The organism is Streptomyces sp. NRRL S-1813 (assembly GCF_000719605.1).
Taxonomy (GTDB): Bacteria; Actinomycetota; Actinomycetes; order Streptomycetales; family Streptomycetaceae; genus Streptomyces; species Streptomyces decoyicus.
This window is the reverse complement of sequence record NZ_JOHB01000001.1, coordinates 973,612-992,795: the sequence shown is the minus strand read 5'-3', so window position 1 is coordinate 992,795 and position 19,184 is coordinate 973,612. Positions and strand designations below refer to the sequence as shown.

Here is a 19,184-nt window from a genome sequence, read left to right as displayed (position 1 = left end):
GATCACGCCTCACGCGAGGCCGATTGCGGAAACGCCACCATTCGCCACCCCTTCGTATGAACTCCCCGCCAGGCTCCCGCGATTGACTTGACACAGGTCGAACGAGGCCGGGCGGAGCGAAGCGCGCACGGGCTCGCACGGCACAGCGCACCACCTGGCACACCACGTCACACCACCGGCCACGCGGGCCCGCGACGGAGCGTGAAGGGCGCCACGTCGTCAACCCACCGACTCGTAACCACTGGCACGCACCACCCGTTGGAGGGGGCATGGGCTTCACGATCGGCGGCATTCGCGAGATGCGTTCCGGCTCCCGGCGCCGCGCCCGCTCGTCCGAAATCACGGCGGTGGCGGAGTACACCGGGCTGTGGGGCTGGGCTGTCGTCCCCGGCGCACGCGCGGTGCGCGCGGGCAGCGGGCGTACGGACTGCTCGTGCGGCGCCGCCGACTGCCCCGCCCCCGGCGCCCATCCACTGGCCTTCGCCGGGGAGCTGGCGGCCGGGACCACCTGGGAGACGGCCGCCGCGGCATGGGCCGAGACGCCGGGCGCCGCGCTGCTCCTCCCGGTGGGCCGGTCGTTCGACATCCTCGACGTGCCGGAGGCCGCGGGCCGCAACGCGCTGGCGCGGCTGGAGCGGATGGGCCTGCCGCTCGGCCCGGCCGCGGTGACCCCGACGGGCCGCGCCCTGTTCTTCGTCGCCCCCGGTGCGGCCAAGGAACTCCCCGATCTGCTCTACCGGATGGGCTGGGGCGGCGCCACGCTCGACCTGCGCTCCCTGGGCCCCGGCGACCACATCACCGCGCCCCCCTCCGACCTCGGCGGCCACGGCCCGGTGCGCTGGCTGCGCCCGCCGACGCTGGACACCGCGGCCCATCCGCCGCAGGCGCGGCTGGTGGTGGGCACCCTGGCATATGTGTGCAACCGCTCGGCGGTCTGAGGCCGGGCGTCGTTTTCCCCCCTGTTTCCCGCTCCCGGCCGTACGGCGCACGGGCCGTGACCTCGTGCGGGCCCTCGGCGGCCTCGCCACGGACAAGACGTCGGCCCCCGCCACCCGCCGAGTGCGGGTCCGGGGGCCGATGACAGTCCGGGCGTGGTGCCCTGGCCGCGGCGTCAGTCGATCAGGGCGTCGACGAAGGCCTCCGGCTCGAACGGCGCCAGGTCGTCCGCGCCCTCGCCCAGGCCGACGAGCTTGACGGGGACGCCGAGTTCACGCTGGACGGCGACGATGATGCCGCCCTTGGCGGTGCCGTCGAGCTTGGTGAGCACGACTCCGGTGATGTCCACGACCTCGGCGAACACCCGGGCCTGGACCAGGCCGTTCTGACCGGTGGTGGCGTCCAGGACGAGCAGCACCTCGCCGACCGGGCCGTGCTTCTCGACGACCCGCTTGACCTTGCCGAGCTCGTCCATCAGGCCGGTCTTGGTGTGCAGCCGGCCCGCGGTGTCGATGAGCACGACATCGGCGGCCTCGGCGATGCCTTCCTTGACCGCGTCGAAGGCGATCGAGGCGGGGTCGCCGCCCTCGGGTCCGCGGACCGTACGGGCACCGACCCGCTCGCCCCATGTCTGTAGCTGGTCGGCGGCCGCGGCACGGAAGGTGTCGGCGGCACCGAGGACCACGGACTTGCCGTCGGCGACCAGGACACGGGCGAGCTTGCCGGTGGTGGTGGTCTTGCCGGTGCCGTTGACGCCGACGACCAAGACGACGCCGGGGATCTCGTCGCCGCCGTTGCCGATGCCGTTGGCGGTGTGCACCGTGCGGTCGGCGTCCGTGCCGATGAGGGCGAGGAGCTCCTCGCGCAGCAGGCCGCGCAGGCCCTCGGGGGAGCGGGTGCCGAGGACCTTGACCCGCTCACGCAGCCGCTCGACCAGCTCCTGGGTGGGGGCGACGCCGACATCGGCGGTCAGCAGGGTGTCCTCGATCTCCTCCCAGGTCTCCTCGTCGAGGTGTTCGCGGGACAGCAGGGTCAGCAGGCCCTTGCCCAGGGTGTTCTGGGAGCGGGAGAGCCGGGCCCGCAGCCGGACCAGCCGTCCCGCGGTGGGTTCGGGGACCTCGATCTCGGGCGCGACGGGCGCCTCGGGCTCGGCGGCCGGTGCCTCGGCCACGGGGGCCTCGGCGGTGGGCAGCGTGACTTCTTCGATGGTGCGACGCTCTTCGTCGCGGGGGGTCTCGGCCTCCTCGCCGACCTGCGGTTCGGCGGGGGGCGCGGTAACGGAGGGCTTCGGGGCAGCCGGCGGGGACGGCGGCAGCTGCTTCTTCTTGCGGCCGCTGACGACGAGCCCGCTGATCGCGCCGAGCACGACCACGGCGATGACTACGGCAAGGATGACGGTTTCCATAACCCCTCCAGTATCAGCCACGGCCCGTCCGTGGGGACTGCACGCGCCGAACCTGGATGAGTGGTGTCCTGAATCAAATCTGGATGAGTAGTATCCAGATTCCATCGCCCGGGAACGACCGGCGGAGCACTGGGAGGAGAATCCGGATGTTTGATGTCCTGGTTTTGGGAGGCGGCTTCGCCGGCCTGTGGGCCGCCGCGGCGGCCACGCGGCTGCTGCGCGCACAGGAGACCGGGCCCCTCGGCCGCTCCGTCGCGCTGCTCACCCCGCACCCCGATCTGGTCCTCCGTCCGCGCCTCTACGAGCCCGATCCGGCCCGGCTGCGGGTGCCGCTCGACCGGGTGCTGGGCCCCGTCGGGGTGCGGCGGATCGCCGCCACCGCGACCGCCGTGGACACCGTCCGGCGCGAGGTCACCGCCACCGCGCCCGACGGCACCCGTAGCGCAGTGGCCTACCGGCGCCTCGTGCTCGCGACCGGGAGCGCGGTGGTGCGGCCGGAACTGCCCGGCGCCGCGCTGCTGCACGACATCGACACCCTGCCGGCCGCGGTGCGGCTGGCGGACCATCTGCGGGCGCTGCCCGAGGCGCCGGACGGGCCGGGCCGCTGGACCGCGGTGGTCGTCGGTGCCGGTTTCACCGGGCTGGAGATCGCCACCGAGCTGGTCGGCCGGCTGCGCGCACCGGCCGCTTTGTGCGGGGCGGCGGACGAGGTGCGGGTGGTGCTGGTCGAGCGCGCGGAGGTGGTCGGCGCGGGGCTGGGTCCGGAGGCCCGCCCTGTGATCACCGGAGCGCTGGACGAGCTGGGCGTGGAGCGATGCCTGGGCACCACGGTCACCCGCCTGGACGAGCGCGCGGTGCACCTCGCGGACGGCAGCACCCTCGCGGCCCGTACCGCCGTGTGGACCGCCGGGATGCGGGCGAGCGCCCTGACCGCGCAGATCCCCGCCCCCCGGGACGGGCTGGGACGGCTCGCAGTGGACGGCGCCCTGCGGGTGCGCGGTGTCGAGGGGGTCTACGCCGCCGGGGACACCGCGGCGGCCGCCGCCGAGGGCGGCCACACCGTTCTCCAGAGCTGCCAGCACGCCACACCGCTCGGCAAGGTGGCCGGCCACAACGCCGCGGCCGATCTGCTCGGCCTGCCGCCGGTGGACTTCGCACCCGATCCGTACCGCACCTGTCTCGATCTCGGCGCGGCCGGCGCGGTGTCGACGACTGGCTGGAACCGGACCCTGCGGGAGGGGCCGGAGGGGTTCGCCAAGGAGCTCAAGCGGGCCATCAACGAGACATGGATCTCCCCGCCTGTCAACGACCCGCAGGAGCTGTTGCGGCGGGCCGACCACCGGGTCGGACAGCGGCAGCCCGTACCTCCCCCGGCCTGATCAGGACCCTCCGACTGGACCCTTCGACGAGGCTGGGCGACACTCGTTCTCGTCGTGGGGTCCAACAGTATGTACCGGCACAAGTTGGATCAAAGTACGATGGTCGACGGCCGCGCAACGCGCGTAGAGTCCTGGCAATCAATTCTGGCCGGGCATCACAGCCGCTGCCTGCACCTCCTCCCCCGTGGGGGTGCGTCCAGATCCCCGCACGGAGATACCTGCACCAATGGGCACCACGTCCTCCACTTCCGCTCCCGCATCCGAGGGCGCCGTCGAGATCCGCGGCATCGAGCCCGTTCCCGACAACGAGCGCCAGGGCCGCGTCCGCGAGCTCTTCCCGACCTGGGTCGCCGCCAACATCAGCGTGTTGTTGCTCACCATGGGCGCCTCGCTCGTGGTGAGCAACGGACTGAACTTCTGGCAGGTCCTGCTGGTGGCCGCGATCGCCGCGTCCGTCGCCTTCGGCATGGTGGGCGTGCTGTCGGTCTCGGGCAAGTGGGGCGGCGCGCCCGGCGCGATGCTCTCCCGGGCCACCTTCGGCGTCCGCGGAAACTACTTCCCCGGCGCGATCTTGTGGGTCGCCCGCTTCGGCTGGGAAACGATCAACGCGGTCACCGGCGCCTACGCGGTACTGACCGTGCTGCATCTGCTGCTGGGCATCGAGAGCAACAACGTCCTCGTCGTCGTCACCCTGCTCGCCTTCGTGGCCGTCACGTACCTGGTGAGCGGTCTGGGCCGCAAGGCGCTGAACGTCTGCAACAAGTACTCGACGTATCTGTTCGGCCTGTTCAGCATCATGGTGCTGGTCTACCTGGTCGCCACGATGGACTGGGACGCCATCTTCGCCAAGAAGGCCGGCACCACCGCCATGGTGATCGCGGGCATCGGCACCATCGCGGCCGGCGGCATCAGCTGGGTGCCCACCGGGCCCGACTTCGCGCGCTACCTCCCGCACTCCGCGTCCGGGAAGAAGATCGTCGGCACCACCGTCTCCGGCGCGGCCCTGGTGCTGCTGCCGATGGTGCTGATGGGCGGCGTGATGGCCGTCTCGAACCCGAAGCTGGCCGGCCAGAACACCGACCCGATGTCGTTCCTCGGCACCATCCTGCCGTCCTGGCTCGCGGTGCCGTACCTGATCACCGCGCTGGTCGGCATGGTGCTGATCAACAGCCTGTCGATGTACTCCGCCGGCTTCACCGCCCAGACCATGGGCGTCAAGCTCCCGCGCGCCCTCGCGGTCAGCATCAATGCCGTCATCAGCCTGGTCGGCGGCCTGTTCATGATGCTGGTGGCCAAGGACTTCATCGGCCAGTTCATCGCCTTCCTGACGCTGCTCGCGGTCTCCTTCTCCGCCTGGATCGGGGTCTACGGCATCGACATGGCCCGGCGGCGCAAGCTGGCGGTGCGCTATGACGCCGACAGCCTGATGAACACCGGCCGCACCAGCCGCTACTGGTACACCGGCGGTTTCTGCTGGCAGGCCATGACGGCCTGGGCGGTCGCGCTGGCCGCGGGGTTGTGCTTCACCAAGGTCCAGTGGTTCGCCGGTCCGCTGGCCACCACCTGGGTCGGCGAGAACGGTCTGGGCTGGGCGGCCACGATCGCGATCGCCGCGTTGGTCTTCGCCGTGCTGCCGGCGCCCCGGGAGTCCGTCCCGGCGGCCGGAGCCGAGGGCGCGGCCGAGGCCCGGGAGCCGGCCGAGGTGGGCTGACCCGGCTCCGCCCCGCGGACCGGATCCCCCCTCTAGTGATCTGACGCAACGTCAGCTAGCGTCCCCTTCGCCAACCGCCTTGGCGAAGGGGACGTTTGCCATGTCTGCCCTGCCCTCCCTGCCCTCCCTGCCGGTCACGGTCCTGCGCATCAACCTCGTCGACCCCGCGCCCACCCCCGCCACGCTGTCCGCGCGCTACCGGGCCGCCGTCGAGATGGCCGCGTTCGCCGACGACCGCGGGCTCACCATGGTCCAGACCGAGGAACACCACGCCACCACCAACGGCTGGATGCCCTCCCCGCTCACCTTCGCGGGCGCCGTCTTCGGCGCCACCCGCCGCATCGGCGTCACCCTCTCCGCGCTGATCACCCCACTGCACGACCCGCTGCGGCTGGCCGAGGACCTCGCCTCGCTCGACCTCCTGAGCGGCGGCCGGCTGGTCACCGTCGCCGGCCTCGGCTACCGGCCCGAGGAGTACGCGGCGCACGGGAAGGACTGGACGGTCCGTGGCGCGCTCCAGGACGAGGTACTGGAGACCCTGCTGTCCGCCTGGACCGGCGAACCGTTCACCTACCAGGGGCGTACTGTCCAGGTCACCCCCCGCCCGTACACCCGGCCGCACCCGCTGCTGCTGATCGGCGGCAGCTCACGGGCCGCGGCCCGGCGCGCGGCCCGGCTGGGGCTCCCCCTCTTCCCCAGCGCGCACCTCCCCGCGCTGGAGGCCTACTACCACGAGCAGCGCGCCGACTTCGGCACCGAGGGCTGGGTGCTTCAGCCGCCCGAGCGGACCTCGCTCCTCCATGTCTCCGAGGATCCGGACCGCGCCTGGGCCGAGTACGGCGGCCATCTGCTGCACGAGGCCCGGATGTACGCCTCCTGGCAGTCCGCCGGCATCCGCTCGGCGGTGCGCTCGTCCGCCCGGGACGCGGCGGCGCTGCGGGAGGAGGGCGTCTACCGCATCGTCACCCCGGACGAGTGCCTCGCGCTCGCCCGGCAGGCGGGCGGCCAGGGCTCGTTGATCCTGCATCCGCTGTGCGGCGGCATGCCCGTCGACGAGGGCTGGCGCTCGCTGCACCTGTTCGCCGAGCGGGTGCTGCCGGGCCTCAAGGACTGACGGCAGGGGCGGGTTTCAGCCTTCCGGGTAGAAGACGAACAGGACACAGCCCGCCGCCGACTGCGGTACGTGCCATGACCCGGCGGGTGCATGGAGGAAGGATCCGGCCGGGTGGTCCCGGTCGCCGTCGTGGAAGGTGCCCGAGACCACGAAGACCTCCTCGGGCCCCGGTGCATGGACATCGATGCCTTCCCGGCAGCTGCCCGGGTCCATCTCCAGCACCTGGGCCTTCGCCCCGTTGGCGCCGGTCCACAGCGGCCTGCTCCGGATGCCCGGGACCAGCTCTTTGACCGGGGCGTCGTCCACCGTGGTCCACACATAGCCCGCGGTCCCGCCCATGCCTCCGGCGCCCCGTCCGTGCCTCGTCCGAGGCGCGTCCCCGGTCGGGTCCGTGGCCGCCTTTGCGGTCGTCTCCGTCTCGCTCATGTCTCCACCCTCGCCGAACGGGACTCCCTCCCCCGGTGTCAGAAATGACGCGCCGAAGTACTTTCCTGCCATCTCCGGATCGCCGCGGCACCGCGAGCCGGGAAAACCGACGACGCCCGAGGCGCGCAGCGGCCCCGGGCACAAAAAACGGGTACTGCCCGGGGTCCCTGATGACCCGGGGCAGTACCCAGTACTGAGGAGAAGGACTGGCGGGGGGTTAGCCCATCTCCTCCAACGCCTTGCCCTTGGTCTCCTTCACGAACTTGAGCACGAAGGGGATCGAGAGCAGGGCGAAGACTGCGTAGATGACGTACGTACCAGAGAGGTTCCAGTCGGACAGGCTCGGGAAGCTGGCCGTGATGGCCCAGTTGGCGATCCACTGCGCACAGGCGGCGACGCCCAGCGCGGCGGCACGGATCTTGTTCGGGAACATCTCGCCGAGGAAGACCCAGACCACGACGCCCCAGGAGAGGGCGAAGAAGAGCACGAAGACGTGGGCGGCGATCAGCGCCACGGTGCCTTCGGTGGGCGGCAGGGTGCCGGCCGCGGTCTTGGCGGAGAAGGCCCATGCCTCCAGGGCGAGCGAGACGGCCATACCGGCCGAGCCGATCAGCGCCAGCGGACGGCGGCCGATCTTGTCGACGAAGACCATCGCGATCACGGTGCCGATGATGTTGATGATCGACGTCGTGAAGCTGTAGAAGAACGAGGCGCTCGGGTCGATGCCGACGGACTGCCACAGCGCCGAGGAGTAGTAGAACGCGACGTTGATGCCGACCAGCTGCTGGAAGACCGACAGGCCGATACCGACCCAGACGATCGGCAGGAAGCCCATCCTGCTGCCGAGCAGGTCCTTGAACGACGACTTGTGCTCGCGGCGCATCGCCTCCTGGATCTCGGTGACCCGGGTGTCGAGGTTCACGCTGTGGCCCTCGACCTCGGCCAGCACCTCCTTGGCACGGGAGACCTTGCCGACGGAGATCAGGTAGCGCGGCGACTCGGGGATCGCGAAGGAGAGCAGACCGTAGAGGATGGCCGGGACGACCATCACTCCGAGCATCCACTGCCAAGCCTCCAGGCCGGCGATCTTGCCTCGCTGGTCACCGTCGGCGAGGTTGAGGATGCCCCAGTTGACGAGCTGGGAGACGGCGATGCCGACGACGATGGCAGCCTGCTGGAACGAGCCGAGACGGCCCCGGTAGGCGGACGGCGAGACCTCGGCGATATAGGCCGGGCCGATGACCGAGGCCATACCGATCGCGAAGCCGCCGATGATCCGCCAGAAGGCGAGGTCCCAGAGGGCGAACGGCAGAGCGGAACCGACGGCGCTGACGGTGAACAGCACCGAGGCGATCTGCATTACGCGGATGCGGCCTATGCGGTCCGCAATGCGGCCCGCGGTGGCGGCGCCGATGGCACAGCCGATCAGCGCAATGGCGATCACCTGGGCGAGGAGTGCGGATCCGACGTCGTAGCGGCTGCGGATCGCCTCGACGGCACCGTTGATGACGGAGCTGTCATAGCCGAAGAGGAAGCCGCCCATCGCGGCAGCCGCGGTGATGAAGATGACATGGCCGAGATGCTCGGGACGGGCCTTGCGGCCTTCCGAACCCGTCGGCTGCGCGGTGCTGGTCAACGTGAACTCCAGTGGCCCGGCTGCGCTGCCGGGTTAGGGGGCTGGCCCTTCTAGTGGTGCATAGCTTGGGGGCACCCACCACTTGAAGGTAAAAGCAACGTTGCAGAGACTATGCCTTCAAGTTTCGAAGTCAATAGGGCGTAATAAATTTGTTTCTCGGTCACCCGAGAGACAGTTCGTTCAAGTTCTGAACTGATGGGTCGTCGGACACTCCGGGCGATCAGTAACGGTGCCGCGGAGAGCCACAGAGCCGCCGATTCCGGCCGGTACCGGCCCGCGAAGCCGTCGTGGACGCGGGCTCCGCGCCCCCGCTCAGTGCAGCCGCTGGCTGATGACCTTCGATACGCCGTCACCCTGCATCGATACGCCGTAGAGCGCGTCCGCGACCTCCATCGTCCGCTTCTGATGTGTGATCACGATCAGCTGGGAGCTCTCCTGCAACTCCTCCATGATCCGGATCAGCCGCTGGAGATTGGTGTCGTCCAGCGCGGCCTCCACCTCGTCCATCACATAGAACGGGCTGGGCCGCGCCTTGAAGATCGACACCAGCAGCGCCACCGCGGTCAGCGACCGCTCACCGCCCGACAGCAGCGACAGCCGCTTGACCTTCTTCCCCGGGGGACGCGCCTCCACATCCACCCCGGTCGCCAGCATGTTGTCCGGATCGGTCAGCACCAGCCGGCCCTCGCCGCCCGGGAAGAGCCGCGCGAAGACGCCCTCGAACTCGCGCGCGGTGTCGTGGTAGGCCTGCGTGAAGACCTGCTCCACCCGCTCGTCGACCTCCTTGACCACCTGCATCAGATCGGCCCGGGTCTTCTTCAAGTCTTCAAGCTGTTCACTCAGGAACTGGTGCCTCTCCTCCAGCGCCGCGAACTCCTCCAGCGCCAGCGGATTCACCTTCCCGAGCTGCTGATACGCCCGCTCGGCCGCCTTGAGCCGCTTCTCCTGCTCGGCCCGTACATACGGCACCGGCTGGTTGCGCGGATGCTCCGGATCGTCCGGGAGCTCCTCGCCTTCGGCGGCCGGCGAGGGCGGGACGAGCTGTTCGGGGCCGTACTCGGACATCAGCCCGGCCGGCTCCACCCCCAGCTCCTCCAGCGCCTTGGTCTCCAGCTGCTCGATCCGCAGCCGCTTCTCCGCGCCCAGCACCTCGCCGCGGTGCATCGAGTCCGTCAGCTTGTCCAGCTCGGACTTCACCTCCCGGCCCCGGTTGCGCTCGGCCACCAGCGCCTGCTCCCGCCCGGTCTTGGCCCGCTCCGCAGCGCTCCGTTCCTCCTCGGCCCGTACGGCCGACACCTCGACATGCGCCAGCAGCTGCCGGGCACCGGCGGCGACCGCACCGGCCACCTCCGCCTCGTGCCGCAGCCGGGCACGCCGCCGCTCGGCCCGCATCCGCGCCTCGCGCTCCGCGCGCGCCCCCCGATCCAGCGAATCCGCCCGCCCGGCGAGCGCCTTCACCCGTTCCTCGTGCGTACGCGCCTGGAGCCGGGCCTCCATCTCGGTCTGCCGCGCATTGGCACCGTCGGCGGCCAGCCGGTCCCGTACGGACGTATCGGGCTCCTCGTCACCGACGCCCGGCTCCTCCTCGGCCACCGCAAGGCGCTCGGCCAGCTCCTCGGCCTCCTCGGTGGCCCGCAGCAGCGCCTCCTCTGCCTTGGCCGCCGCCGCGTCGGACCGCTCGGCCTCGCCCGCGGCCCCCCGCGCCTGCCCGCCGAGCCGGCCCAGGTCCCCGGCGACTTTCGACTTCTCCCGGTCCGCCGCCCGCCGCCGCTCGGCCAGCTCCTCGACCAGCGCGGCACACTCCGTACGGCGCTCCGCCGCGGACCGCTGCGCCTCCGCCAGCCGCTCGCAGCGCGCCGCCAGCTCCTCCAGCTCGGCCGCCGCCTCGTCGACCGACGCCTGTACCTCCAGCAGACTCGGCGCACCGGCGGAGCCGCCGTGCGCGAAATGCGCCCCGAGCAGATCGCCCTCACCGGTCACGGCCATCAGCTCCGGCCGGGCGGCCACCAGCTCCTCCGCCTCCTCCAGCGTCCCGACCACCACGACATCCCGCAGCAGCCGGGCCACGGCGGCCGTCAACTCCGCGGGCCCCCGCACCAGTTCATCCGCCGGTACGGGCTCGGAACGCGGTCCGGGCACGCGGTGCCCGGCCGGCCCGGGGGCCGCCGGCGCCCCGGCCGCCCCCTGACGGGAGCCACCTACCGCCCCCTCGACCCCATCGGTAGCACCAAAAACGCCACCGCTAGCCCCATTGCTCCCATCGGCTCCACCAGCCCCAAGAGACACATCGCCCTCATGAGCCCTGTGGGTGCCGTGGGCCCCACTCCGCACCGACACCCGAACAGCCTCGGTGTCATCCGCGACTCCCCCGACCCCAGCAGCCCCCACGCCCTCTGCCGACTCCGCCAACTCTGCCGACCCCGTCGACTCCACAGCCCGCGCAGGCGCAGGAACCCGCCCCGCACCGCTCCGGCTCCCGACTCCCCCCAGCACCATCGCCGCCCGCCCCGCGTCCTGTTTGCGCAGCAGCCGGATGGCCTCGGCGGCAGTGCCGGGGCCGGTGACGGCGAGAGCGTCCGCGGCCACCCCGAGGGCGGCCGCCACCGGGACCTCGAAACCGGGGGTGACGGTCAGCAGTTCAGCGGCCGGGCCGAGCAGACCGGTGAGCTGGTCGGCGGCGGCCAGCAGCGCGCCGGTACCGTCCTTGCGGCGCAGCCCGAGTGCCAGCGCGTCATGCCGTGCGGCGGTCGCGGCCCGCTCACGCTCGGCCGCGGTCAGCGCCTCGCGTGCGGCGGACAGGTCCGACTCCGCCTCCGCCAGCTCCTTGCGGGCCGCCTCGTGCCGCTCGGCGATCTCCTCGTCGTCCGCGTCCAGCCCGTCGACCTCCGCCTTGAGCTGTTCGTACTCCTCCTGGGCGGCGGCCGCCCGGCGCCGGGCGTCATCCCTGGCCTCGGCCAGCCGGCCGATCTCCGCCTGCGCCGAGGCGGCCCGGCCACGGGCGGCGGTGACCTGTCCGCTCAGCCGGGCCAGGCCCTCGCGGCGGTCGGCGATGGCCCGGGCCACGTCCCGCAGCCGCCGTTCCTCGTCCGCCAGTTGCCGCTCCAGCCCGGCACGGTGTTCGACGGTGTCCTCCAGCGCCCGGCTCGCCGCCTCCAGCGCGGCCGTCAACTCCGCCTCCTGCTCGCGGATCCGGGCGGCCTCGCGCTCCATGTCCTCGGGGTCGCGCCCGTGCCGTTCCTCGGGCGGGGCCGCCGTGGCGCTCTTCACCCGCGCCTCGGCCAGCGAGATCGTGCCGCGCACCCGCTCCGCGAGCTGGGAGAGCTCGTACCAGGTCTGCTGCGCGCGCTGCACCCGAGGCGTCAGCGTACGCACCTCCTCCTCCAGCGCCGCCTCCTGCTGCTGGGCACTGCGCAGCCGGTCCTCGGCGGCCTGCTTGCGCTCCTTGAGCGCCGCCTCGTCCGCGATCTCGGCGCGCAGCGCCCGGCGCAGGGCGACGAGGTCGTCGGCGAGCAGCCGCAGCCGGGCGTCGCGCAGGTCCGCCTGGATGACGGCGGCGCGCCGGGCGACCGCGGCCTGCCGTCCCAGAGGCTTGAGCTGGCGCCGCAGCTCATCGGTCAGATCCTGGACGCGGGCGAGGTTGGCCTTCATCGCGTCCAGCTTCCGCAGCGCCTTTTCCTTGCGCTTGCGGTGCTTGAGGACGCCGGCCGCCTCCTCGATAAAGGCCCGGCGCCCCATCGGATCGGCGTGCAGAACGGAGTCGAGCTGACCCTGCCCGACGATGACATGCATCTCCCGGCCGATTCCGGAATCGGAGAGCAATTCCTGGATGTCCAGCAGCCGGCAGGTGTCACCGTTGATCTGGTATTCGCTGCCGCCATTGCGGAACATGATCCGGGTGATGGTGACTTCGGCGTACTCGATCGGCAGTGCACCGTCGGAGTTGTCGATGGTGAGTGAGACCTCGGCACGGCCGAGCGGCGGCCGCCCGGTCGTCCCGGCGAAGATGACGTCCTCCATCTTCCCGCCGCGCAGCGACTTGGCGCCCTGCTCGCCCATGACCCAGGACAGCGCGTCCACGACATTGGACTTGCCGGAGCCGTTGGGACCCACGACGCAGGTGATGCCCGGCTCGAACCGCAGCGTCGTGGCGGAGGCGAAGGACTTGAAACCTCGCAGGGTCAAACTCTTGAGATGCACGCCGTTGGACTCTACCGGCCGCTCCTCGGCGGGCGACCCCAACATTCCGGCGCCGATCTCCGGCCCCGTACGGCCCCCGGGTATACCGCACCGTTCATTTTCGGTTTCATTGACGAAAGCGCAGGGCACATCATGCGGTAAGGGAGGGGCGGCACGGCGGAAAGTGGCCGTACGGTCCGCGACAAACGCGGGAGTAACTCAGTACCGGGAAACGACGAAGGGACGCCGAAGCGTCCCTTGCAGATCTTGAAGAGAGCGGTCCTCAAGCGGCTGGCGAGCAGCCCTACCCGCCCTTGGGTTGAGGTCAGGTGAGCGCGGGCTCCGCCTGGGGTACGTCGAGGTCGAGCATCGAGTCGTCGTGACGTGCGGCAGCGGACAGCATGTCGTTTTCGGCCTGCATCCGAATAAGCTCGGATTCAAGGTCTTGGACGCGCTGCTGAAGCCGTCGCATCTCGGAGAGGACTCGGGGGTCGGAGCCGCCGACGTAACCGAGAAGCGCCTTTGCCATGATGGATGGTCCTCCACAATGAGTGACCGACCGAAGCGGTGTGGGTCGTGAGGGATTCGCACCCGCGGTGCTTGTCATTCTCTGGTGTACTCAATGCCAAACAGCTAAGGTGCGCGGGGATTCCAGAGTCTCACCAAACGGTTTGACGGTCAACACGATCACACCCCGTATCCTCGGGCACCTGAGAGTGCGCGGCCGCGAGGGCGCTGCGCCGACTCCCCAGAAAGGTCCCGCGGGGGCGTGGAGATCATCCGTACAGCGGCAGCCTTGCACGGGTCGGCCGAGTTGGCAACCACCAGGCCTTATCTCCTGTAAGCAGCTGACAAAGACGCATCCGCGAGATCGCCTGTGACGGCCGTCCGGACGGTTTCGGCGGGCTCGTTCAGCGGATCTCGAAGCCGTCGTAACCGCCGCGGGGCGTGTCCCATATCTCAGTGACTCCGGTGACCCGCCCGGGCGTGTCTCCGGTGCGGAGCCAGTCCAGCAGTGCATCGCAGTGATCCTTCGGCCCCTCGGCGACCACCTGGACGCGGCCGTCACCGAGATTGACGGCAAATCCGGCGAGTTCGCCGATGCGAAGGGCGTTGGCCCGGGTGAACCAACGGAACCCGACGCCTTGGACCTGACCACGCACCCAGGCGGTCACACGGACATCTTCGTTCATGTGTGCACGCTAACCGGCCAATTGCTCAGCGGTCACTTCTGCCCCTTGCGCCATGGCGTACAGTCCCCCGACAAGCGAGGCTCACTCTTATGGGTGAGCCATCTTGACGCTGAGGACGGAAGGAAGACAGCGGATGGGCCGCCATCGACGCTCTGCTCCCCCAGCCCCCGAAGCCCCCGGCGCGGGGGCTGTTGACGCACCGACGACCGAACGGCCCGGCGCGTCGGCCGCGGCCCGGCGCCGCGGACACCGTGCGGCCCCGCGCCGCGGAACGGCGCCCGTACGCACCGGACTGCTCGGCGCGTCCGCCGCGATGGCGATGGGGGCCGTGGCGGTCGCCTCCGGACTGATCCCCGGCCACGGCCAGTTCGACGGGGGAACGAGCGGCGACCATGGAGACCGCGTCCGGGCCGGCGCGCTGCCGGAGGCCACCGCGCCCCTGGGCGGCCGGTCGGCGACCCCGGCCGAGCGCGCCACGGAGCAGGCGAGCCGCGGCGGCGCCCGTTCCGCGGCCCCCGGCACCAACCGCCCCTCCTCCCCCACCACCCCCTCGACGTCCCCCTCCCCGCACCGGCCGGCCAAATCGCCCACGGCGCAGACCGGTTCGCAGAGGTCCGCCGAGCCCGCCGAGCGGCCGTCCTCGGCGGCGCCCGTACGCAGCGCGGCCCCGACGAAGGCGCCCGACTCCGGGTCGTCCGCCGAGGAGCAGGTTCTGTCCCTGGTCAACCAGGAGCGCGCGCAGGCCGGCTGCTCCCCCGTGACGGCGGACAAGGCATTGGCCGGACTCGCACAGCAGTTCAGTGACGACATGGCCCGGCGCGGCTTCTTCGACCACACCGACCCGGACGGCGACACGCCCTGGGACCGCGCCGACGCCGCGGGCATCAAGGACCTGGGCGGCGAGAACATAGCCCGCGGCCAGGCCACCGCACAGGCCGTCATGGAGTCCTGGATGAACAGCCCCGGACACCGCGCCAACATCCTCAACTGCGACTACAAGACCCTCGGCGTCGGCGTGCACGTCGGGACGGGCGGCCCGTGGTGGACGCAGGACTTCGGCTTCTGAGACAGCCGCCCGGCCCGGGGTGACAGGCCCGGACACATGAGACGCCCGCGCCGCCCGTGATCCGTCACGGGCGGCGCGGGCGTACGGCGTACGGGCCCTTGGCGGCCTGGTGCGCAGGTCAGCCGGCGAGAGCGGCCCGGCCCGCGGCGAAGATGCGGGCCTGTTCGGCGACGCGGCGGCCGAGGTGCTCGGCCGTGGCGATATCGGCCTTGTGGACCCCCTCGGCGCCCTGGTCGTTGGGGGACTGCGCGGCGGCCCCCAGGAAGAAGCCCAGCCGGTTGAGGTCGTTCTCCGAGGCGGTGGAGGAGTTCCAGCCAGGGAGCAGGTTGAGGCTGACCCAGCTCATGCCGTGCTGGGCGGCGAGCACCGTGAAGAACTGGAGGGTGTGCAGCTTGTCCCCGCTCTTGGAGGCGGAGTTGGTGAAGCCGGCCGCGAGCTTGTCCTGCCAGGCGCGGGTCGCCCAGCGCTTGGCGGTCGCCTCGGCGAAGGTGTGGAACGCGCCGGAGGCCGTCCCCATGTAGGTCGGCGAACCGAAGACGATCGCGTCCGAGGCGTCGAGCAGTTCCCACTGGGCTTCGGTGATCTCGTCGACCTTGATCAGGTGGACGGTGGCTCCCGCCTCGGCGGCCGCGGCGCGGACGGCCTCGGCCAGTACGGCGGTGTGGCCGAAGCCGGAGTGGTACGCGAGGGACACGACGGGGGCGGGCAGGGCAGAGCTGGTCACGGCGGTTTCTCCTCAAGGTCACGGCATCCCGGGGCGGTCGGCGCCCCGGACGTCGGCTGCGATGAGAGAAGAGAAGCACTAACTTTTCGAAAGCGCAACCCATTGGTTAGCGCTGCGCAGAGGTATGGTGTGCGGTATGGCGACCGAGAGCACTGCCGAGACGGCCGACGAGCCCACCACCGGCTGTACGGACGACTTGGCCTACGACGTTTTCGCGCGCGACTGCCCGTCCCGTGAGGCGCTCAAGCACGTCACCGACCGATGGGGCAGCCTGACCCTGGGCGCGCTGCTCGACGGCACCTTCCGTTTCAACGAACTGCGGCGCCGGGTGTCAGGGGTGAGCGAAAAGATGCTGGCCCAGACCCTGCACGCACTGGAGCGGGACGGCCTCGTACACCGCGAGGCCCAGCAGACCAACCCGCCCCGGGTGGATTACGCGCTGACGCCGCTGGGCCATCAGGTCGCCGGTCAGCTTCAGATACTGATCGCCCTGGTGGAGGACCGGATGCCGGAGGTGCTCCGGGCACGGGAACGCTATGACGCCCGGCACGCCGCGGGCTGAGCCCGCGGACGCGCCCGCGCGCGCTGCTCAGCCGCGCGGCGGCCGCTGGCAGCGGGGGCAGAAGTAGCTGGAGCGGTTCATCCAGGGACGGCGGCGGATCGGGGTGCCACAGCGGCGGCAGGGTTCGTCCTCGCGGCCGTAGGCGTCCAGGGAGCGCTCGAAGTAGCCGGACTCACCGTTGACGTTGACGTAGAGGCTGTCGAAGCTGGTGCCGCCGACGGCGAGCGCGGCGTTCATCACGTCCCGTACGTGGCCGAGCAGGTCGGCGGTGCGCGGACGGGTGAAGGTCGCGGTCGGCCGCTCGTAGTGGAGCCTGCTGCGCCACAACGCCTCGTCCGCATAGATGTTGCCGACGCCGCTGATCAGCGTCTGGTCGAGCAGCGCCCGCTTGACGGTGGTCCGGCGGCGGCGCAGCGCGTCGTGGAAGGCGGCGTCGTCGAAGGCCGGGTCCAGCGGGTCGCGGGCGATGTGGGCGATCACGTCGGGAAGGTGGTCCGCATCGCCGGGGACGGTGTCGTGCAGCGAGAGGCCGCCGAAGGTCCGCTGGTCGACGAAGCGGAGTTCGGTGTCGAGAGCGTCGGCGAAGCGGATGCGGATCCGCAGATGCTTCTCGTCCGGAGCCTCCTGCGGCTGGACCAGCAGCTGACCGCTCATCCCGAGGTGGGCGAGGATCGCCAGGCCGTGGGTGACGGAGGGCGTGACCATCGGGGTGATGCCCTCGGCGGCGGTCTGTGCGGCCGGGCCGCCGCCGGTCACCGGCAGCCAGAGGTACTTGCCGCGCCGGCACGCCGCGCCGATGCGCAGCCCCTTGAGCCGGGCCGCGAAGTCGGCCGCACCGGCCGTGTGCCGGCGGATCGCACGCGGATGCCGCACCTCGACCTCGTCGATCGTGCGGCCGCTGACCCAGCGCTCCAGTCCGCGGCGTACGACCTCGACCTCGGGCAGCTCGGGCACGGGACTCCTAGGGACAACGGGGCTGACGACAGCCGCAGCGTACCTCTCCCCTCCGACGCCCTACGGGCCCACCCGGTGCCTCACGGGGTTCCCCGGTCCGCGCCGTGGCCGTCAGCCCCTGGGCCGGTCATATCGCCTCGCCCGCACAGCAGTTGGGCCGCCCGGCCCGTCGGAACGCTGCCCGGGCTCGGGCAAAGAAGGACCCCCGGTACGCCGAAGCGCACCGGGGGTGGAGGCACCGCGCCACAGGGGCGTGAGCTGTGCGGTCAGCCGACGGTGTCTTCGCCGACGGGCTCGACGGTCTCGGCCGCCTTCTCCGCCTCGGCCACCTTGGCCGCCTCGTCCGCCGCGGCGCGGATCTCGCGCCACGCGGATTCGGCCGCCTGCTGCTCGGCTTCCTTCTTGCTGCGGCCGGTGCCGGTGCCGTACGAGACACCACCGACGCGGGCGGCAGCAGTAAAGATCTTCTCGTGGTCCGGACCGGTCTCCGTGACCAGGTACTCCGGAACGCCGAGACCCTCGGTCGCGGTGAGTTCCTGGAGGCTGGTCTTCCAGTCCAGGCCCGCGCCCAGACTGGAGGACTTCTCGATGAGCGGGTCGAAGAGCCGGTGCACCAGCTCACCGGCCGCGTCGAGGCCCTGGTCGAGATAGACCGCGCCGATCACCGCTTCAAGGGTGTCGGCGAGGATGGATGCCTTGTCCCGGCCGCCCGTGCCCTCTTCGCCCCGTCCGAGGCGGATGAAGGCGCCGAGGTCGAGGCCGCGGCCCACCCCGGCAAGTGCACGCGAGTTGACCACCGCGGCCCGGAGTTTGGCCAGCTGGCCTTCCGGAAGATCGGGGTGGATGCGGTACAGCGTGTCGGTGACCACCAGGCCGAGCACCGAATCCCCGAGGAATTCGAGCCGCTCGTTGGTGGGCAGACCGCCGTTCTCGTATGCGTACGAGCGGTGTGTCAGCGCACGCACCAGAAGGGCGGACTCGAGCTTGTACCCGAGCCGCCCTTCCAGAAGCGTGTGGGACGAGGCCGTGTCCGCCGGAGTCGGTTCATCCCCGCGTTTGCGGGAAGTCGAATTGGCGTCTGACATGAAGCCTGTCACCAGCCGCTCAGACCTCGAGGACCTGGCGCTTGTTGTAGGTGCCGCAGCTCGGGCACGCGATGTGCTGGAGCTTCGGCTCGTGGCAGCTAGCGCATGCCACCAGGGTGGGGACCGCAGCCTTCCACTGCGACCGGCGGTGGCGCGTGTTGCTGCGCGACATCTTCCGCTTCGGAACAGCCACGGCTACTTCTCCTGCTTCTCGTCGACGCCCGCTTCGGCGCCGCCCATGTTGTCCTTCTCGCCGTCCTTGACGGTCCCGGCGAGTCCCTGCAATGCCGCCCAACGGATGTCGACGGCGTCGTGGTGGTGGTCCGGGTCGTCCGCGAGCCGCACTCCGCATTCGGAGCACAGACCCGGACAGTCGTCCTGGCACACCGGCTGCATCGGCAGTGCAAGCACCACCGCGTCTCGCAGCACGGGTTCGAGGTCGAACAAGTCGTCCTCGAGGAAGAGGGTGTCCTCCTCGTCCTCGGCGTCGTCGCCGGCGTCCGACTCGCGGACCCGGGCATCGGCGTCGGGGTAGGAGAACATCTCCTGGAAATCCGCGTCGAGCTCTCGCTCCAGCGGCTCCAGACACCTTACGCACTCCCCCTTGACGGTTGCACGGGCGGTGCCTGTGACAAGCACCCCGTCCATGACCGATTCCAGGCGGAGGTCGAGCTCGACCGGTGCGCCCTCGGGCACACCGATGACCTCATTGCCGAGGTCCCGGGGGGCCTCGGCGGAGCGGGATGCCCTCTTCAGCGCACCGGGACGCCGGCCCAGCTCGCGCGTGTCGAACACGAGAGGGGAACGGTGGTCGAGG

17 protein-coding genes are annotated in these 19,184 nt (G+C 71.1%); 6 read left to right on the top strand and 11 right to left on the bottom strand.

Translation table 11 applies throughout. The features are described 5' to 3' along the window. Positions 1 to 269: 269 nt before the first annotated feature. Positions 270 to 938 carry a bifunctional DNA primase/polymerase gene (locus IF67_RS0104510; protein WP_030982302.1) on the top strand — a complete coding sequence of 223 codons (669 nt, stop codon included), beginning with the start codon at positions 270 to 272 and terminating at the stop codon, positions 936 to 938. 173 nt (positions 939 to 1,111) lie between these two features. On the opposite strand, the gene ftsY is transcribed toward IF67_RS0104510, so the two are convergent. Further along, positions 1,112 to 2,341 carry a signal recognition particle-docking protein FtsY gene (ftsY, locus tag IF67_RS0104505; RefSeq protein ID WP_030982300.1) on the bottom strand — a complete coding sequence of 410 codons (1,230 nt, stop codon included), beginning with the start codon at positions 2,339 to 2,341 and terminating at the stop codon, positions 1,112 to 1,114. A gap of 146 nt (positions 2,342 to 2,487) precedes the next feature. On the opposite strand from ftsY, the gene IF67_RS0104500 reads away from it, so the two are divergent. The 3 genes from IF67_RS0104500 to IF67_RS0104490 all read left to right on the top strand — a co-directional run bounded on the left by IF67_RS0104500 (position 2,488) and on the right by IF67_RS0104490 (position 6,545). Next, positions 2,488 to 3,720 (top strand): NAD(P)/FAD-dependent oxidoreductase, encoded by a 1,233-nt coding sequence (locus IF67_RS0104500; protein ID WP_078889250.1) that lies wholly within the window; start codon positions 2,488 to 2,490, stop codon positions 3,718 to 3,720. A gap of 226 nt (positions 3,721 to 3,946) precedes the next feature. Continuing rightward, positions 3,947 to 5,431: a purine-cytosine permease family protein gene (locus tag IF67_RS0104495; protein ID WP_030982294.1), complete on the top strand. Its 1,485-nt coding sequence runs from the start codon at positions 3,947 to 3,949 to the stop codon at positions 5,429 to 5,431. A gap of 100 nt (positions 5,432 to 5,531) precedes the next feature. Further along, positions 5,532 to 6,545 carry an LLM class flavin-dependent oxidoreductase gene (locus IF67_RS0104490; protein WP_078889249.1) on the top strand — a complete coding sequence of 338 codons (1,014 nt, stop codon included), beginning with the start codon at positions 5,532 to 5,534 and terminating at the stop codon, positions 6,543 to 6,545. A 15-nt stretch (positions 6,546 to 6,560) separates the two neighbouring features. On the opposite strand, the gene IF67_RS0104485 is transcribed toward IF67_RS0104490, so the two are convergent. The 5 genes from IF67_RS0104485 to IF67_RS0104465 form a co-directional block, all read right to left on the bottom strand. After that, positions 6,561 to 6,884 (bottom strand): cupin domain-containing protein, encoded by a 324-nt coding sequence (locus IF67_RS0104485; protein ID WP_030982290.1) that lies wholly within the window; start codon positions 6,882 to 6,884, stop codon positions 6,561 to 6,563. A 304-nt stretch (positions 6,885 to 7,188) separates the two neighbouring features. After that, positions 7,189 to 8,607 (bottom strand): sugar porter family MFS transporter, encoded by a 1,419-nt coding sequence (locus IF67_RS0104480; protein WP_030982288.1) that lies wholly within the window; start codon positions 8,605 to 8,607, stop codon positions 7,189 to 7,191. Between the two features lie 312 nt (positions 8,608 to 8,919). Further along, positions 8,920 to 12,804, bottom strand: a complete 3,885-nt coding sequence (locus IF67_RS0104475) for an AAA family ATPase (protein ID WP_030982286.1) — start codon at positions 12,802 to 12,804, stop codon at positions 8,920 to 8,922. A gap of 304 nt (positions 12,805 to 13,108) precedes the next feature. Next, positions 13,109 to 13,312 (bottom strand): hypothetical protein, encoded by a 204-nt coding sequence (locus IF67_RS0104470; protein WP_030084672.1) that lies wholly within the window; start codon positions 13,310 to 13,312, stop codon positions 13,109 to 13,111. Between the two features lie 382 nt (positions 13,313 to 13,694). Then, the gene (locus tag IF67_RS0104465; protein WP_030084673.1) at positions 13,695 to 13,976 is read right to left on the bottom strand and encodes an acylphosphatase; all 282 of its coding nucleotides are present in this window, start codon (positions 13,974 to 13,976) and stop codon (positions 13,695 to 13,697) included. Positions 13,977 to 14,109: 133 nt separating this feature from the next. Here IF67_RS0104465 and IF67_RS0104460 point away from each other — a divergent pair, with 133 nt between their 5' ends. Continuing rightward, positions 14,110 to 15,042 (top strand): CAP domain-containing protein, encoded by a 933-nt coding sequence (locus IF67_RS0104460; RefSeq protein WP_078889248.1) that lies wholly within the window; start codon positions 14,110 to 14,112, stop codon positions 15,040 to 15,042. 118 nt (positions 15,043 to 15,160) lie between these two features. Here the strand turns inward: IF67_RS0104460 and IF67_RS0104455 are convergent, their stop codons facing one another. Continuing rightward, positions 15,161 to 15,751, bottom strand: coding sequence for a flavodoxin family protein (locus IF67_RS0104455; RefSeq protein WP_199812680.1), 591 nt, complete (start codon positions 15,749 to 15,751; stop codon positions 15,161 to 15,163). Positions 15,752 to 15,902: 151 nt separating this feature from the next. Between IF67_RS0104455 and IF67_RS0104450 the strand changes: the two genes are divergently transcribed. Further along, a complete protein-coding gene (locus IF67_RS0104450; protein WP_030982280.1) occupies positions 15,903 to 16,328 on the top strand; it encodes a winged helix-turn-helix transcriptional regulator in 426 nt (141 codons plus the stop codon). 27 nt (positions 16,329 to 16,355) lie between these two features. On the opposite strand, the gene mutM is transcribed toward IF67_RS0104450, so the two are convergent. The 4 genes from mutM to IF67_RS0104430 all read right to left on the bottom strand — a co-directional run bounded on the left by mutM (position 16,356) and on the right by IF67_RS0104430 (position 19,162). Continuing rightward, positions 16,356 to 17,282, bottom strand: coding sequence for a bifunctional DNA-formamidopyrimidine glycosylase/DNA-(apurinic or apyrimidinic site) lyase (mutM, locus tag IF67_RS0104445; RefSeq protein WP_030982278.1), 927 nt, complete (start codon positions 17,280 to 17,282; stop codon positions 16,356 to 16,358). A gap of 266 nt (positions 17,283 to 17,548) precedes the next feature. Further along, on the bottom strand, positions 17,549 to 18,367 hold the full coding sequence (gene rnc, locus IF67_RS0104440) for a ribonuclease III (RefSeq protein WP_030982276.1): 819 nt from the start codon (positions 18,365 to 18,367) through the stop codon (positions 17,549 to 17,551). Positions 18,368 to 18,386: 19 nt separating this feature from the next. Continuing rightward, a complete protein-coding gene (gene rpmF, locus IF67_RS0104435; protein WP_030087884.1) occupies positions 18,387 to 18,560 on the bottom strand; it encodes a 50S ribosomal protein L32 in 174 nt (57 codons plus the stop codon). Positions 18,561 to 18,562: 2 nt separating this feature from the next. Continuing rightward, a complete protein-coding gene (locus tag IF67_RS0104430; RefSeq protein WP_234340959.1) occupies positions 18,563 to 19,162 on the bottom strand; it encodes a YceD family protein in 600 nt (199 codons plus the stop codon). Positions 19,163 to 19,184: the final 22 nt, after the last annotated feature.

Excerpts from the sequence above, each read along its gene's own strand:
- IF67_RS0104510 (WP_030982302.1), top strand. The coding sequence starts at position 270 with ATGGGCTTCACGATCGGCGGCATTCGCGAGATGCGTTCCGGCTCCCGG.
- ftsY (WP_030982300.1), bottom strand. The coding sequence starts at position 2,341 with ATGGAAACCGTCATCCTTGCCGTAGTCATCGCCGTGGTCGTGCTCGGC.
- IF67_RS0104500 (WP_078889250.1), top strand. The coding sequence starts at position 2,488 with ATGTTTGATGTCCTGGTTTTGGGAGGCGGCTTCGCCGGCCTGTGGGCC.
- IF67_RS0104495 (WP_030982294.1), top strand. The coding sequence starts at position 3,947 with ATGGGCACCACGTCCTCCACTTCCGCTCCCGCATCCGAGGGCGCCGTC.
- IF67_RS0104490 (WP_078889249.1), top strand. The coding sequence starts at position 5,532 with ATGTCTGCCCTGCCCTCCCTGCCCTCCCTGCCGGTCACGGTCCTGCGC.
- IF67_RS0104485 (WP_030982290.1), bottom strand. The coding sequence starts at position 6,884 with ATGGGCGGGACCGCGGGCTATGTGTGGACCACGGTGGACGACGCCCCG.
- IF67_RS0104470 (WP_030084672.1), bottom strand. The coding sequence starts at position 13,312 with ATGGCAAAGGCGCTTCTCGGTTACGTCGGCGGCTCCGACCCCCGAGTC.
- IF67_RS0104465 (WP_030084673.1), bottom strand. The coding sequence starts at position 13,976 with ATGAACGAAGATGTCCGTGTGACCGCCTGGGTGCGTGGTCAGGTCCAA.
- IF67_RS0104460 (WP_078889248.1), top strand. The coding sequence starts at position 14,110 with ATGGGCCGCCATCGACGCTCTGCTCCCCCAGCCCCCGAAGCCCCCGGC.
- IF67_RS0104450 (WP_030982280.1), top strand. The coding sequence starts at position 15,903 with ATGGCGACCGAGAGCACTGCCGAGACGGCCGACGAGCCCACCACCGGC.
- rnc (WP_030982276.1), bottom strand. The coding sequence starts at position 18,367 with ATGTCAGACGCCAATTCGACTTCCCGCAAACGCGGGGATGAACCGACT.